Genomic DNA, 14,896 nt, shown 5'->3' with positions numbered 1-14,896 from the left:
CGACTGCGGCTGGACTGGATACTCAGGCTACCCTTGGGTGGCGTTCCCGCCGTCACCCTCGTCATCCTGCGGATCGAGGATCGTGACGGACAGCGGGGGCGAGGCGTTGGACGTCCGCTGGTCTCCGCCGGAGCACAGTCCCTGGTAGGTGGCGATGAGCTGCTGGCCCGCCGCGTCGCCGACCGTCACCTGCGCGTTGCGCTGGGTGGGCTGGAAGTTCGGGCCGCCGGAGACGAAGGTCCCGTTCTGCAGGGAGACGACGTATCCGGAGAGGGTCGTGCCGCTGGGGCAGGTGAATCCCGTGCCCCAGGAGATCGTCACGGTGCTGCCCGCGATCGGCTCTCCCGTGATCGTGGGCTGATCGGTGGGCGTCGGAAGCGGCGTGCGCGCTGCGTAGACGGTGAGGGTGATCGGTGTCGTCGTCTCGACGTTGCCCGTGGGCTGCACGCGGTAGACGGTACCGACCTGAGCGTCGGTCGGTGCGGGGTCGCCGTCCGCGCACGAGATGTCGGTGAAGCCGGCCTCTTCCAGGGTGGCGGTCGCCGTACCGCAGTCCATGCCGTTGAGGTTGAGCGCCGTCACGTTGACGCGCGTCTCCTCCGGGGTGGGTGGCGGCGTCGGTGTCTGCGCCTGGGTCTGGGTGGGCTTACGGGTCGCGGATGCCGTGGGATCCGGGTCGGCGTCCTTGCCTTGGTTGCCGAACAGCGCCCACAGGGTGGGGACGGCGACGACGAGCAGCAGCACGATCAGCGCGATGAGAGGCCACGTCCAGGCGCTCTTCTTCTTCTTTTTCTTCTCCTGCTCCTCCGCGGCGGCCTCGTCGGTGGGAAGCTGCGCGGTGGTGGGGAGGATGCGTGTCGTGCCGTCGTCACCGGTCGCGGTGAGCATGCGCGTGGCGTCGTCGTCGCCGGCGATGCCGCCCGTCGCGATGGCGGGCACGGCGATGGCCGCGGAGTTCAGGTCGCCGCGACGCAGGGCCTGGGCCGCACGGGCGACCGTGGCCGAGGACGAGGGGCGATCCGCCGGCTTCTTGGCGATCATCGCCATGACCAGGTTCTGCACGGGGATCGGGACCGTCGGCGGCAGCGGCGGCGGCTGCTCGTTGATCTGCGCCATGGCGATCGCGACCTGCGACTCGCCGGTGAAGGGGCGCTTGCCGGCAAGGCACTCGTACGCAACGATGCCCAGCGAGTAGGTGTCGGTCGCGGGGGAGGCCGGGTGACCCGACGCCTGCTCCGGCGACAGGTACTGCACCGTGCCCATGACCTGGCCGGTCGCGGTGAGCGGGACCTGGTCGGCGATGCGGGCGATGCCGAAGTCGGTGATCTTCACACGGCCGTCGGGCGTGATCAGGAGGTTCCCCGGCTTGATGTCGCGGTGGACGAGACCGGCCGCATGCGCGGCCTGCAGGGCCGAGGCCGTCTGGGCGACGATGTCGAGCGTCTTGTCGGCGCTCAGCGAGCCGTCGCGCTCGAGGATCGTCGAGAGCGCCTCGCCGGGCACGAGCTCCATGACGAGGTAGGCGCTGCCGTTCTCCTCGCCGTAGTCGAACACGCTGGCGATGCCCTCATGGTTGACGAGAGCGGCATGCCGAGCCTCGGCACGGAAACGCTCGAGGAACCCGGGGTCCCCCATGTACTCGTCCTTGAGGATCTTGATCGCGACGGTACGTCCGATGACGTGATCCGTCGCTTCCCACACCTCGCCCATGCCACCGATCGCGATACGCGACTGCAGCTCGTAGCGACCACCGAACGACACACCCTGCGTCGGCCTCATCTGCCCAGCACCGCCTCTATGACCTTCTTCGCAATCGGAGCGGCGATGGTGTCCCCGCTTCCTGATTGACCCTGTCCGCCGCCGTTCTCGACGACGACCGCTACCGCGACCGCGGGGTCGTCCGCGGGGGCGAACCCCGTGAACCACAGCGTGTGCGGCCTGTTTCCGTTCTCCGCCGTTCCCGTCTTACCGGCTACGTCGACCCCGTCTATTCTTGCACCCTGCGCGGCGCCGTTTGAGACGCTCGCGACCATGGCGGAGGTGACCTCGTCGGCGACGTCGGCCTCCATCGCCCGGCCGAACTCCGTGCTCTCGAACGATCGGACGACGGAGAGGTCGTTGCCGATCACGGCGTCGACCATCTGCGGGTTCATGACCACGCCGTCGTTCGCGATGCCCGCCGAGACCATGGCGATCTGCAGCGGTGTCGCGGTGACCTGACCTTGTCCGAATCCGGTGAGCGCGGTCTGTGCGTCGTCCAGGCCCTGGGGGTAGCTGGAAGGCGTCGAGGTGAGCGGCGTGTCGAAGCTGCGGTTGAAACCGAACTTCTCCGCCATCTCCCGGATCGTGTCGTCGCCGAGCTCGACAGCGAGCTCGGCCATGGGGATGTTGCAGCTCAGGCGGATCGCCTCGGCGATCGTGACGGTCTCCCCGGGCCCACAGGCGCCTCCCCAGGCGTTGGAGACCCGACTGTTCGAGCCGGGGAGCGTGTACGAGGTGGGGTTGGGCAGCGTCGACTCCGGAGTCCAGTCCCCGCTCGCGTAGGCGGCGGCCGCCACGACGATCTTGAAGGTCGAGCCCGGGGGGTTGAGGTCACCCGCGATCGCCCGGTTGGACAGCGGCTTGCCCGGATCGGCCACCAGCTCGTCGTACGTGGCGTTGGCCGCGTTCGCGTCGTGCGTCGCCATGCGGTTCGTGTCGAAGCCCGGAGTGGAGGCCATCGCGAGGATCCGCCCGGTCTTCGGGTCCATCGCGACGACCGCTCCCTGCAGGCCGTCCAGGGCCTCGACAGCGGCGCGCTGGGCGGCGGTGTCGAGGGAGAGTTCGACGCTGAAGCCGCGCTGAGGCTGGCCGGAGAGGATGCGCTCGATCTCGGCGAAGAAGGCGTTCGAGCCGGTGCCGGAGAGATCGGCGTTCATCGCCTTCTCGATGCCGGTGGCCGAGCCCAGGGCGGGGTTGAAGTACCCGGTGACAGGTTCCCACAGGCCCGGGTCGGTGTACACGCGCTGGAACCGGTACTGGTCATCGCTCGGGACCGAGTTGGCGATGGCGGTGCCGTCGACGATGATCGCGCCGCGCTGGATCTCGTAGCTGTCCAGCCGCGTGCGCTTGTTGTGCGGATTCTGCGACAGGACATCGGTCTCGACGACCTGGATCCAGCTCGTGGCGGCGAACAGCGCGACGAACATGAACAGCATGACGATGCTGAGTCTGCGGAGCTCTTTGGTCATGTCAGCCGATCACCACCCGGGGCTGACGGCGGACGCCGTCGGAGATGCGGAGCAGAAGCGCCACGATGAGCCAGTTCGCGACGAGGGAGGAGCCGCCGGCGGCGAGGAACGGCGTGGTCAGACCCGTCAGCGGGATGACCCGCGTCACGCCGCCAACCATGATGAAGACCTGGAGGGCGATCGTGAACGACAGTCCCGTGGCGAGCAGCTTGCCGAAGTCGTCCTGACCGGCGAGCCCGATGCGGACGCCGCGGCTCACGAACACCATGTAGAGGCAGAGGATCGCGAAGAGGCCGATGAGGCCGAGCTCCTCGCCGAGGCTCGTGATGATGTAGTCGCTGTGCGCCAGCGGGGTGATCTCCGGGCGGCCCTGGCCCCAGCCGGTGCCGATGAGGCCGCCACGGGCGAGACCGAACAGTCCCTGCATGGGCTGGTAGCCGGCGACGTCGGGGTCGACCTTGGAGGAGTCGAACAGGAACAGCCAGTTGATGAAACGACCCTGCACGTAGCTGAGGATCTGCGAGGCGGCGGCGACACCGGCCACCACGAGGCCGAGACCGATCAGCACCCAGCTCGTCTTGCCCGTCGCGACATAGAGCATCGCCACGAACATGCCGAAGATGAGCGTTCCGGTGCCGAGGTCGCGCTGGAAGACGATGATGCCGAGCGAGACGAGCCAGACGACGAGGACCGGACCGAGTTCGCGCATGCGTGGCCAGGTGATGCCGAGCACCCGCTTGCCGACCGAGGTCAGGCTCTCCCGCGTGCGCACGAGGTAGCCGGCGAAGAAGATCGCCAGGCAGATCTTGGCGAGCTCGCCGGGCTGGAAGGCGAACATGCCGCCCAGCGACACCCAGACCTGGGCGTTCGCGTCGGGGATCCGCAGACCGGGCACGAACGGCAGGAGCAGCAGGAGGATGCCGGCGAGGCCGAAGATGTAGGTGTACCGGAAGAGGATCCGGTAGTTGCGCAGCATGATGACCACCGCGATCGCGCCGGCGAGGGAGATGGCCGTCCAGGCGAGCTGCTTCGTGGAGTAGGCGTTCCACCCGGTGTTCCCGAACGCGATGTCGATCCGGTAGATCATCGCGACGCCGAGGCCGGTGAGCAGCGTCGCGATCGGGACCACGAAGGGGTCGGCGTCGGCGGCGACGAAGCGGAGCACGACGTGCAGCGCGAAGGCGAGGGCGGCGAGTCCGCCGCCGATCGCCAGGATCATCGGGTCGATCGTGCCGAGAGCGCCGAGCTGGACGAGCGTGAGGGCGGCGCCGCTGATCGCGCAGGCGAAGAGGAGCAGCCAGAACTCGCGGTTGCGCTGCGTCTGGGGCATGCGCAGTCGGCGCAGGGCCTTGATGACGGTGGTGTCGGCTTGGACGTCGGTGCTCATCCGGCACCTCCCGACGGCGTCTCGCTCGGCGAGGGGAGCGGGGTGGGCAGCGGCGTCTGCTCGATGATGTTGGCCTCGGCGCCGGAGCGGAGCCGGTCGACGATGGCCATCGCGTCCGAGAGCGAGCGGGCGCTGATGGTGCGCTCGACCGAGGCCCGCTGATACGGCGGCAGATCGGCGAGGAGGATCTCGGTGTCATCGACCGGGGTCGACAGGGTGATCGGACCGATGTTCTGCTGCACGCCCTGGAAGATCACCACGCTGTCCTCATCGGCGCCGATGAAGTAGCGCGTCTGCGTCCAGCTGTATGCCGCGAACGCGGCGAAGCCGAGCATCGCGAGGACGACGACCGCGCCGGCGATCCAGCCCAGTCGGCGGCGCTTGGCGCGACGGCGATCCTCCTCGATCAGCTCCTCGAGGTACTCGGGCGCCGGCTCGAAGTGGCTCGGCTCGTTCGCGGCCTGCCGCACCGGGTGCAGCCAGTTGCTCCGCGGCGCGCGGACCGGCGGCACGTAGACCCCGGACGGGTTCGACGCCGCGCCGACGATCGTGGCCGTGCCGGAGTGGACGGGGTGCTGTCCGCCGACGTCGACGATCACGATCGTGACGTTGTCCGGGGCGCCGCCGTCGAGGGCCTGCTTGAGGAGGTTGTCGGCCGTGCGCCCCGGGGCGAGCCCGAGCTGCATGGCCTTGAGGATGCGGGCCTCGTCCACCACGCCCGAGAGGCCGTCGGAGCACAGCAGCCAGCGGTCGCCGGGCTGCGCGTGCATGACGAACATGTCGAGCTCGGGGTCGGCGTCCATGTCGCTGAGCACGCGCATGAGGACGGAGCGCCGCGGGTGGTACCTGGCCTCTTCCGGGGTGATGCGACCAGAGTCGACCAGTCGCTGCACGAAGGTGTGGTCCGCGGTGATCTGCGTGAGCGCGTCGTCGCGGTAGAGGTAGATGCGCGAGTCGCCGATGTGGCCGATGACGGCGTACTCGTCGACCATGATGATCGCGCTGAGCGTGGTGCCGAGCCCGGCGAGCTCGGGACGATCCTTCGCGGCGCGGATGAGGTCGCCCGCGGCCGTCGTGGCGGCGGCCTGGAGGGCGGCCTGCGCGTCTTCCGTGGAGGAGTACGGCTGATCCAGCGGCTCCATGCGCTGGATCGCGATGCTGGAGGCGACGTCGCCGCCCGCGTGTCCGCCCATGCCGTCGGCGACGACGAACAGGTTCGCCCCGGAGTACCCGGAGTCCTGGTTGTTGGAGCGGACCTTCCCGGTGTGGGAGATCGCGGCGCTCGAGCCTTCGAAGACCATGCCGGCGTCAGGCCCTCAGCTCGAACGTCGTCGCGCCGACCTTGACCGGGGTGCCGAGGCTGAGGGAGACCGGGCCGCCCGTCACCCGCTGGCCGGCCACGAACGTGCCGTTCGTCGAGTCGAGGTCCTGGATCGCCCACGTGTCGCCGCGGAGCAGGAGCCGGGCGTGATGGCTGGACGTGTAGTCGTCGCGGATCACCAGGGCGGATTCGCTGGAGCGGCCGATCGTCATCGCGTCGGAGCCCAGGGGCAGTTCAAGACCCGCCTTCGGTCCGGACGTGATCACGAGGCGCTTCGCCGTGGCCACGGTGGCGGGACCGGTCGACGGTCGCGCCGACGAGGGACGGGGCGGGGCGGCCGGTGCCGCGGCCGGAGCGGCGGCGGGTGCTCCCGCTGTCGCCTCCGCGGGGAGCTTCCGAGCCCGCACCCCGAACAGGTCGGCGCGCAGGGAGTACACGACCCCGAACACGAAGAACCACATCAGCACGAGGAAGCCGATGCGGAGCAGGAGCAGGACCAGTTCACTCATCCGAGGGCTCCGAACACGCGGGTCGCGTCGTCGTCGGGGCGGGACGACCGCGACGGGGTGGCGACGGGGACGATGCGGAACACGAGGTCGGTGCGACCGATCGTGATCGTGGTGTCGGAGGGGAGGGCGGCCTCGCGGAGCTTCTGCCCGTCGACCTTCGTGCCGTTGGTGGATCCCATGTCGCGGAGCATGGCGCGCTCGCCGTCCCAGAGGATCTCGGCGTGACGACGGCTGGATCCCGCGTCGGCGATGGTGATGTCGGCGTCGGAGCCACGGCCGATCACGGTGCGGGCACGGGTGAGGGTGTGCCGGCGTCCGTCGACGTCGACCACGGCCTGCCAGCTCACGCGTCCTTCGACGGTGCCCGAGGTGACGCGCACGGTGCCGGTGGCGACCTTGTCGTCCGCCTCGAGCGCGAGGGACAGGGGGCCGGCGAAGCTGTAGCCCTGCGACTTCGCGTGCTTCGTGAGGAGTGCGTGCAGCTCGTCCGTCAGCGCGCCGCCGAGCCCGCGCATGCGCTCCGCGTCGTCGGGGCTCAGGCGCACGACGTAGTTGTTGGGCGCGATGATGCGGTCACGGCTCACCACGGCCGCAGTGGTATCCGCCTCGCGTCGCAGCGCCGAAGCGATCTCCACGGGCTGGATGCCGCTGCGGAAGGTCTTCGCGAACGCGCTGTTCACTGCGCGCTCGAGACCCTTCTCAAAGCTGTCAAGTAGTCCCACTGGGCTCCTCTGGCATGCCGACCGGTAGGGACATCGTAGCCAGGTGACCTGGGGGAACGCCGCCGACGCCCCTGCCGGGGTGTGCAACGCGGGCGAAAACGCGTGATATCCTCGGAAAGTTGAGTTCTTCGGAGCGAGACGCTCGCGCGAGTGGCGGAATGGTAGACGCGCTGGCTTCAGGTGCCAGTGTCCGTATGGACGTGGGGGTTCAAGTCCCCCCTCGCGCACAGCGGGCCCTGTTCGTTGATTCAGGGCAGTCTGTTCGTAAATGGAGAGCCGGTCAGGTGTAAAAACCGACCGGCTCTTCTCGTTTCACGGACTCACCTCGACACATGCCGCAGTCGTGGCGAACAACCTCCGTACCTCGGATCCGTCGTCGGCCTCGCAACATCCACATCGGTGAGCACCTAGACGGCACCCGGCCCCTGCTCAATGCGGTGCTGTGCAGGTCCTCCGCTACAGTCTCGTAGCTGTGCGATGCGACCGCGGCGCAGGTCCGAACCCCGGAGATGAGTGAGCGAATGACCGACAGCCCGGAGAATCAGCAGCAGCACCCCACGGGGGATGAGGCGCAGGATCCCCGCGCCCGACTGAACGAGGTGACTGCCGAACTCGAGGACATCTCACGGCGGCGGCTCGGGCGTCTGCCGAACTCATGGACCCCCACCATCGAACCGCCATCCGAGGAGCTTGAAGAAGAGGCTGACCAGCTCCGGACCAGCCTTGGCGAGCCGCCGGCCACCGGGCGCCCGCCGAAGAGGGCCTGGGTCGGATGGGTGATACTCGTGGGAGTCGTCATCGTCGTAGCTGTCGCCCTCGCTGCATTCAACGGGATCTTCTAGCTAACTCGTGGGCGTGCGCGGGCGTTGCCGAGTTGGCGGGAGTGGACCCCACAGTGCATCGCGGCCTCTATGCCCGAGTAATCTGCTGCGCTGGCGCGGGCGACCGACTTGGGTCTGTTGCATAGCTGTCGCGGTTCCTGTCTGCAGTTCCGCAGCCGCGCGGATCGCGTCCGCGAACCCCGATCCTATCTGTGTCGCCTCGGCGGGTGAATTGCATTAGTTCGCCGAACCCGCACTATTCCTTGACGTGAGATCCGACCGTCGCAGTGCTGCGGTCGCCCCTTCCCGATAGAGACATACGCAACTCGTACTTCCCGCAGATCATGTGGCGGGTTCGGGGCCGTGAAGAAACGAACATGGCCAGAGCGAGACATTCATGAAAGAGTCGGTCAGAGTCTGACCGGCTCTTTCTGTTTCCCCGCGAACGTTTATCGAACGGTCTCCCGCATGAGCCCCTGGATGCACACCGTCGGACTCGTCCTCGTCCGTATCGTCTTCCCCGGCGCCCTGGCTCTGACCGCCTTGTTGCTCCTCTGGTACGGCTTCGGCGTTCTGGACGAGACGCCCGGGTTCGCCTGGGTGATGATCGCGACGGGGGCCGCAGGGTTCCTTCTCTCCCTTCTGCTGCTCTGGCGACTCAACAATGCCCGCGGTCGCGAGGATTTTCGGTGGTACGTCATGCCGGAGGACGAGGCGGAGCAGGCCGTCCCGCCGGAGCCGCTTTCGGCCGAGGAGAGGGAGCGCCTCACCCGCGAGCTGGAAGATGTGAACCGCCGGTGGCGGGAGGCGCTGGAGGCCGGTTTCCTCTCCGGCGGCTCGCTCGCCACCCGGAGGCCGCCCGCTCCATCAAGGAGATCATCTGGATGGGCGGATCGACCGGGCGCGGCAATGTCGGCGCCTACCCCGAGTTCAACGCCTGGGCCGACCCCGAGGCGGCCGCGGTCGTGTTCGCGTCCGGTCTGCCGCTCACCATGGTCGGACTCAACATCTCCCATCAGGCCCTCATCACCGAGGAGGTCGTGCAGCGGATCGCGGCGGTCGGCAACCGCACGGCGGCGTTCGGTGTCGAGCTGCTGCGCTTCTTCTCCGCGTCGTACGACCGGGCCGAGGGGATGCCGGAGGGGCCGCTGCACGACCCGATCACCGTCGCCATCGCGATCGATCGCGCCGTCGCCACCGTGCAGCGCTGCCACGTCGACATCGAGACGGCGGGCGAGTTCACGGCCGGTGCGACCTGCGTCGACCTCCACGACATGCTGGGCAAGGAGCCCAACGCCGACGTCGCGCTGACTCTGGACGTCCCGGCCTTCTGGAACCTGGTGACGGATGCCGTCGCAGCGCTGGCCTGACGATCACGCCTCCGGTGCGGCAGACGTGGACTCCGCCACGCGCAGGGTCGGCGTCACGCGCCGCAGGGCGTATGGCGTCTCCGGATCGTCCATCCGCCGTACGAGCGCTTCCACCGCTTCCGCGGCGAGCTCGTCGAACGGCTGGACCACGGTCGTGAGCCGCGGCTCGCACACGTCCGCCAGCATGGTGCCGTCGAACCCCGTGATGAGGACGTCGCCCGGGACGCGCAGGCCTGCGCGCTTCAGCGCGGCGATCGCGCCCGCGGCGACCAGGTCGTCCCCCGCGACGATCGCATCCGGAAGCGGACCGCGGGCCCGCAGCTGCGCGACGGCGGACTCTCCGAACGAGAGAAGGTACTCGCCGAACACGTTCTCCTCGACCGGCAGCGACCGCGCGCGCACGATCGCCTCGAATGCGGCGCGGCGCTCGCGGCCGACCGACGTCACGTCGTTGCCCGACACGAGGACGATGCGAGAGGCGCCGCGGGAGGCCAGATGGTCGACGGCGAGCCTGATGCCATGATCGTTGTCCACCCCGATGAAGTCGGCATCGAGGTCCAGCACCCGCCGGTCGACCTGGACCAGCGGGAGCCGCTGGGCGGTGTCGGCGACGGCGTCGAAGGACAGCTCCGCGTCGGACGGAACGACGAAGACCCCCTCGACACGGCGCTCGACGAGCATGCGCAGGCGCGCGCGCTCGCGGTCGACATCGCCGTGCGAGTCCGCGATGACGAGATCGAACCCGCGGCGCTGCAGGTGGTCCTCGAGCCGGTGGACGAGTTCGCCGTAGAACGGGTTGCTGATCACCGGGACGACGACGCCGATGGTCGCGCCCGTGCCTTCGCGCAGACCGCGGCCGATGAGGTTGACCCGGTAGCCGAGCTGCTCGGCGACCCGCGCCACATGCTCAGCGGTGGCCCCGGACACGCGCTCCTTGCCGTTCAGCGCGCGGGACACCGTGGCGATCGACACCCCGGCCGCGGCTGCTACATCGTGCAGCGTCACCGACGGCTTCCTCATCCGCACCTCGACTCCCGACGGGCACCGACATCGGCGCCTCGACTCCCAAGATAAGCCGCGCGTAAAGGATTACGCATTCCGGCGCCCCCGCACCGACACGAAGAAGTGAGTACGACATGCACACCACCGCCCTCCGGCCCCGAACGGCCGTCGCGCCCCTGATGGTCGCCCTCCTCGCGGCCTGCCTCGCGTTCCAGCTCAACGCGAGCATGCTCAGCCCGGCGCTGGTCACGATGGAGCGCGAGCTCGACGCGACGGCCTCCGAGATCGCCGCCACCCAGACGGTGTTCTTCACCGCCGCCGCCCTGTTCACCCTCTTCCTCCCGCGGCTGGGGGACCTCATCGGACGGCGCCGGGTGCTCGTCGGCATGCTCGTGGTGATGGCGGTCGGCTGCGTGGTCGCGGCGCTCGCGACGAACGTGCCGATGCTCTTCATCGGTCGCCTCATCCAGGGCGTCTCCGGTCCCGTCGTGCCGCTGTGCCTGATCATGCTGCGCGCGGCCGTCGCCGACCCGAAGATGTACGGCACCCTGCTCGGCGTCGTGACAGCCGTCAACGGCGGGATCGCCGGCGGCGACGCGCTGCTCGGCGGCTACCTCGCGACGAACCACGGATTCGCCTCGATCTTCTGGACCATGGCCGGTGTCGCCGTGGTCGCGGCGCTCGTCGTGCGTCTGCTCGCGCCGGAGACGATGGCGGAGGACCGTCCGCGCATGGACTGGTGGGGGTCGTTGCTCCTGGTCGTCTCCGTCGGATCGATGCTCGTCGCCCTCAACGAGCTCGGGAAGCTCGCTGAGGCGGACGTGCTCCTGGTGGTCGTGCTGGCCGTCGTCTCCGTGGTGTCCTTCCTCGCGTTCTGGAAGCTCGAGGGTGCGCTGCGGGACCCGCTCGTCTCGCCCGCCCAGTTGAAGCAGCGTGCCACCTGGGCGCTTTCCGCGACCTCGTTGCTGACCCTCTCCGGGATCTTCGCGGTGATGAACGGCGTGGTCCCTGCACTGGCGCAGGACACCGCGATGGGACTCGCGATGAGCGCGGAGGAGGTGTCGTTCTGGATCCTGATGCCGTACGCGCTGGCGGGCCTGCTGATGGGACCCCTCACCGGACGGCTCGCCGCGACGGTGGGCTACCGGGCGATGCTGCGGATCGGACTGGTCGGCACGATCGTGGTGCTCGTGCTGATGGTCGCGAACGTCGGGACCTCGTCGCGGATCACCCTGCTGCTCCTCTCGGTCGCCGCCGGCATCACCTACGCCGGCATCGGCAACATCATGTTGAACGGCCTGGGGGTCGTGCTGTCGCCCACGGAGAAGCCGGGATCCCTCCCCGGGCTGAACACCGGTGCGATCAACCTCGGGGCAGGGCTGAGCTTCGTCGTGATCTACGCGGCCCAGACGTCGTTCGGCGGCAGCGGGGACGCGGCGGGTGGCTACGTCGCCGCGCTCCTCACCGGTGCCGTCGTGCTCGCCGGCGCGCTGACGTTCTCCCTCTTCATCCCGAAGCCCGTCCACGCCGAGCTGACCCGCTGAGGCGGCTCAGCTGAAGAGGATGAGGACGTAGACGGCGAAGGTCGCCAGGTGCGCCGCGCCGTGCATCGCGGTGACCCGCTTCGCTGCGAACGTCGTCACCGAGAGCAGCAGCGTCACGGCGAGCATGAGGAGGTTCGCCGGCGACTCGGCGAGCACCACTTCCTGCCCGGTGAGCATGCCGATCAGGAGGACGGCGGGGATGGTGAGGCCGACCGTCGAGACGAGCGCGCCATGGCAGAGGTTGTTCACGCGCTGCGCCTCGCCGCTCAGAGCCGCACGGATCGAGGTGATCGACTCGGGGAGGAACACGATGCCCGCGATCAGCAGTCCCGCCAGGGCGACCGGAGCGCCGAGCCGGCCGAGACCGTCGTCGAGCAGGGCCGCCATGTCGTGCGAGAGCAGCACGATCGGGACGACCGTGACGACGAGGAGCACGAGGCGGGTCAGCACCTCGACCCGGTGGGCCGCCAGCACCTGGCGGATGGGGGTCCGGGGTGCGTCCCTCTCCGCCGCACGGACGGCCGGTCGCAGCCGCTCGTCCACCTCGGTGAAGTCATCGGCCTGCGGACCCATCTGCCGGAACAGGAAGAACGCGTAGAGGGCGAGGGTGAGCAGGATGATCGGGATCTCCTGCCCGATCGTGTAGGCACCGCCGTCGCCGATGAGGCCGGGGAGCCCGAATGCGAGAGCGACGAGCACCACGAGCATCGACAGGTACGCGGACGTACCGGTGCGGTTGTGCGCCATCCCCCGATGGCGGAGGCCGCCGAGGAGGAGGGCCAGACCGATCACGAGGTTGAGGATGATCATCGACACGGCCATGACCGAGTCGCGCGCGATCGTGGCGTGCTCGCCCGGACCGAGCATGACGGCCGAGATGAGGATCACTTCGATCAGCACGATCGACAGCGTCAGCACCAGGGAGCCGTAGGGGTCGCCCAGCCGGTGGGCGAGGGCCTCCGCCTGCTTCACGACGCCGAAGGCACAGACGAGGATGACGGTCACGATCGCAAGGAGGGTGACGACCAGGAGCGGTCCGGGCACCGGCGGCGCCAGCAGCGGATGCAGGGCGAGCAGGGCGGCGAACGCCCCCCACCCCAGCGCCACGCGCAGCACATCGGTGCGGGTGATGAACGACGTCATCGACGATCCGGACATGGAACGCTCCTCGACGACCGGGGCCGTCCCCGGATGATCCTTTACGTCAGGTCGTCCTGCTCGCAGCGCTGCGCGGGTGCGCAGACTTCGATCGTACGCGCCGGCGTCTTCACGAGCTTGAGTCCGATGACGGCAGTCACGATCCCGGCGATGAACACGGCCTTACCGACCGAGAAGCTCTCCCCACCGGTGAGCATCGCCCAGGACACCGTCAGCACCGCCCCGAGACCGACCCACACCGCGTAGGCGGTGCCGATCGGGATCGACTTCATTGCGGCGCCGAGGCCGATCATGCTCAGGGTCAGCGCGCCGAGGAAGACCACTGTCGGCAGCGGTTTCGAGAACCCGGCCGAGGACCCCAGGGCCGTCGCCCACACGGCTTCCAGGACGGCGCTGATCAGGAGGATCACCCAGGCCATCTCAGCTCACCACCTTCAGCCCGACCACGCTGGCGACCAGCAGCAGAAGGAGCAGGATGCGCGGCAGCGAGGCCCGCTCCTTGCCGGTGACCATGGCCCAGAGGACGGTGAGCGAGGCGCCGATCCCCACCCAGACCGCATAGGCGGTTCCCGTTGGCAGGTCGTTCATGGCCCACGCGAGGCCCACCATGCTCAGGGCGAGGGCGACGAGGAAGAGCACCGTGGGGCGCGGCTTCTTCAGCCCCTCCGACGCGGACAGCGCGGTCGCCCACACCGCCTCGAGAACGCCGGATGCGACGAGGATCACCCAGGACATGACGACTCCTTCTGCGAGTCAGTCGTCGTGTGCGGGTACTGCTCCCTCGTCCGCTGCTCCGGGTGCCGGAGCCCTCCCAGGGTAGCCCGCGAAACACAACACCACCTGTGCAGACGGGCGAAGGTCGTGGTTGGCGACCGCGGCGCGCTCTCTGCTACGGTGGCCGCAGGTTCGCAACCCGAACCTGCGGACGAGGGCGCAGTACCCGCAGAGCGACAAGACTGACCAAGAAGGTCGTCTCGTGTCGCATCTCGCCGGTGGAACCGCCCCCGCAGCCTCCGCCTCTCCGTGCATGCCGGCCTTCTCGGTGCCCCGCCCTTCCGCCGACCGCATCGCCGCATCCTCGGAAGGGAGGTTCCGTGGACGCGCTCTTCGGAACGATCATCGGGCTGGCCATCCTCACCGTCATCCTCGGGCTGTCGCGTGCCTTCGCACGCGGGTACGACCACGCCGTGCGCTACGACGAGCTGACCCACGAGCGGCTGCACGCCCTGACGGAGGGCGACCTGGCAGCGCTCGAGATCCGCGATGTCGATGCCTGGCTCGAGCTGCGCCGGGTGGAGCGGCGGATGACGGCTCTGCGCGCCCGCGCGGCGGCCGTGCGCAGCGAGCGCTGACGCGCGTCGGCCCGTTCTCCGACACCACCCAGACCCCGACCACCCCCTGACCGATCCCGAAGAGGACACGCATCATGGCCACGACCGACACTCGCGACCAGACCGAGCCCGACGCCCCGCCGAAGCGGGGTACGCGCTTCGTCGGTGCCGCGTCGAACTACATCGACGAGCGCACCAGCATCTCGGGGCTCGTGAAGGAGCTCGGGCGGAAGGTGTTCCCCGACCACTGGTCGTTCATGCTCGGGGAGATCGCACTCTGGGCGTTCGTGGTCGTCTTCATCACCGGTACGTTCCTGACCTTCTTCTTCCAGGCGTCGATGGTGCCGACCCACTACACCGGTGCGTACGCCCCGATGCGCGGCATGGAGATGACGGCGGCGTTCGACTCCGCCCTCCGGATCTCCTTCGACATCCGTGGCGGACTGCTCGTCCGACAGATGCACCACTGGGCGGCCCTGGTCTTCGTCGCGGGCATCGGAC

General features: G+C 69.0%; 14 protein-coding genes, 1 tRNA gene, 1 pseudogene and 1 riboswitch. Of the genes and pseudogenes, 6 read left to right on the top strand and 10 right to left on the bottom strand.

Annotated features, from left to right (window positions below):
* Window positions 1-27 precede the first annotated feature (27 nt).
* Genes AUV07_RS16075 through AUV07_RS16050 form a run of 6 tightly spaced genes read right to left on the bottom strand, consistent with a single transcriptional unit; the run spans window position 28 to window position 7,169 of the window.
* On the bottom strand, window positions 28-1,779 hold the full coding sequence (locus tag AUV07_RS16075) for a serine/threonine-protein kinase (protein ID WP_082803013.1): 1,752 nt from the start codon (window positions 1,777-1,779) through the stop codon (window positions 28-30).
* On the bottom strand, window positions 1,776-3,230 hold the full coding sequence (locus AUV07_RS16070; protein ID WP_062637694.1) for a peptidoglycan D,D-transpeptidase FtsI family protein: 1,455 nt from the start codon (window positions 3,228-3,230) through the stop codon (window positions 1,776-1,778). The genes AUV07_RS16075 and AUV07_RS16070 overlap by 4 nt, the downstream gene beginning before the upstream one ends.
* Before the next feature lies 1 nt (window position 3,231).
* Window positions 3,232-4,617: an FtsW/RodA/SpoVE family cell cycle protein gene (locus AUV07_RS16065; RefSeq protein WP_062637692.1), complete on the bottom strand. Its 1,386-nt coding sequence runs from the start codon at window positions 4,615-4,617 to the stop codon at window positions 3,232-3,234.
* Window positions 4,614-5,918: a PP2C family protein-serine/threonine phosphatase gene (locus tag AUV07_RS16060; RefSeq protein ID WP_025102895.1), complete on the bottom strand. Its 1,305-nt coding sequence runs from the start codon at window positions 5,916-5,918 to the stop codon at window positions 4,614-4,616. Before AUV07_RS16060 ends, AUV07_RS16065 begins: the two co-directional genes overlap by 4 nt.
* A 7-nt stretch (window positions 5,919-5,925) precedes the next feature.
* A complete protein-coding gene (locus AUV07_RS16055; RefSeq protein ID WP_025102896.1) occupies window positions 5,926-6,447 on the bottom strand; it encodes an FHA domain-containing protein FhaB/FipA in 522 nt (173 codons plus the stop codon).
* Window positions 6,444-7,169: an FhaA domain-containing protein gene (locus AUV07_RS16050; protein WP_062637690.1), complete on the bottom strand. Its 726-nt coding sequence runs from the start codon at window positions 7,167-7,169 to the stop codon at window positions 6,444-6,446. Before AUV07_RS16050 ends, AUV07_RS16055 begins: the two co-directional genes overlap by 4 nt.
* A 144-nt stretch (window positions 7,170-7,313) precedes the next feature.
* Here AUV07_RS16050 and AUV07_RS16045 point away from each other — a divergent pair.
* From AUV07_RS16045 to AUV07_RS17870, 3 genes are all read left to right on the top strand, one after another.
* A tRNA-Leu gene (locus AUV07_RS16045) sits at window positions 7,314-7,396 on the top strand.
* 294 nt (window positions 7,397-7,690) lie between these two features.
* Window positions 7,691-8,011 carry a hypothetical protein gene (locus AUV07_RS16040; protein ID WP_062637689.1) on the top strand — a complete coding sequence of 107 codons (321 nt, stop codon included), beginning with the start codon at window positions 7,691-7,693 and terminating at the stop codon, window positions 8,009-8,011.
* Between the two features lie 668 nt (window positions 8,012-8,679).
* The gene (locus tag AUV07_RS17870) at window positions 8,680-9,360 is read left to right on the top strand and encodes a nucleoside hydrolase (RefSeq protein WP_331709284.1); all 681 of its coding nucleotides are present in this window, start codon (window positions 8,680-8,682) and stop codon (window positions 9,358-9,360) included.
* Between the two features lie 3 nt (window positions 9,361-9,363).
* Here AUV07_RS17870 and AUV07_RS16030 read toward each other — a convergent pair whose 3' ends face one another.
* Entirely contained in the window at window positions 9,364-10,365 is a 1,002-nt protein-coding gene (locus AUV07_RS16030; RefSeq protein WP_180964535.1) for a LacI family DNA-binding transcriptional regulator, read from the bottom strand.
* A 131-nt stretch (window positions 10,366-10,496) separates the two neighbouring features.
* Here AUV07_RS16030 and uriT point away from each other — a divergent pair, with 131 nt between their 5' ends.
* Complete coding sequence (uriT, locus tag AUV07_RS16025) at window positions 10,497-11,906, top strand: uridine transporter UriT (RefSeq protein ID WP_062637683.1); 1,410 nt, start codon at window positions 10,497-10,499, stop codon at window positions 11,904-11,906.
* 6 nt (window positions 11,907-11,912) lie between these two features.
* Here the strand turns inward: uriT and AUV07_RS16020 are convergent, their stop codons facing one another.
* The 3 genes from AUV07_RS16020 to AUV07_RS16010 are packed head-to-tail and all read right to left on the bottom strand — an operon-like array spanning window position 11,913 to window position 13,799.
* Window positions 11,913-13,064 (bottom strand): calcium:proton antiporter, encoded by a 1,152-nt coding sequence (locus AUV07_RS16020; RefSeq protein ID WP_062637681.1) that lies wholly within the window; start codon window positions 13,062-13,064, stop codon window positions 11,913-11,915.
* Window positions 13,065-13,105: 41 nt separating this feature from the next.
* Window positions 13,106-13,483, bottom strand: a complete 378-nt coding sequence (locus AUV07_RS16015; protein WP_062637679.1) for a DMT family transporter — start codon at window positions 13,481-13,483, stop codon at window positions 13,106-13,108.
* 1 nt (window position 13,484) lies between these two features.
* On the bottom strand, window positions 13,485-13,799 hold the full coding sequence (locus AUV07_RS16010) for a DMT family transporter (RefSeq protein WP_062637676.1): 315 nt from the start codon (window positions 13,797-13,799) through the stop codon (window positions 13,485-13,487).
* Between the two features lie 164 nt (window positions 13,800-13,963).
* Window positions 13,964-14,029, top strand: a riboswitch (guanidine-III (ykkC-III) riboswitch).
* Window positions 14,030-14,158: 129 nt separating this feature from the next.
* Here AUV07_RS16010 and AUV07_RS16005 point away from each other — a divergent pair.
* Window positions 14,159-14,416 (top strand): hypothetical protein, encoded by a 258-nt coding sequence (locus AUV07_RS16005; protein WP_062637674.1) that lies wholly within the window; start codon window positions 14,159-14,161, stop codon window positions 14,414-14,416.
* A 74-nt stretch (window positions 14,417-14,490) separates the two neighbouring features.
* A pseudogene (locus AUV07_RS18060) lies at window positions 14,491-14,896 on the top strand (ubiquinol-cytochrome c reductase cytochrome b subunit); the annotation flags it as partial.

The organism is Microbacterium sp. CH1 (genome assembly GCF_001595495.1).
Lineage (GTDB): Bacteria > Actinomycetota > Actinomycetes > Actinomycetales > Microbacteriaceae > Microbacterium.
Note: the sequence above shows the minus strand (reverse complement) of the source record. Positions and strands in the feature narration are given on the sequence as shown.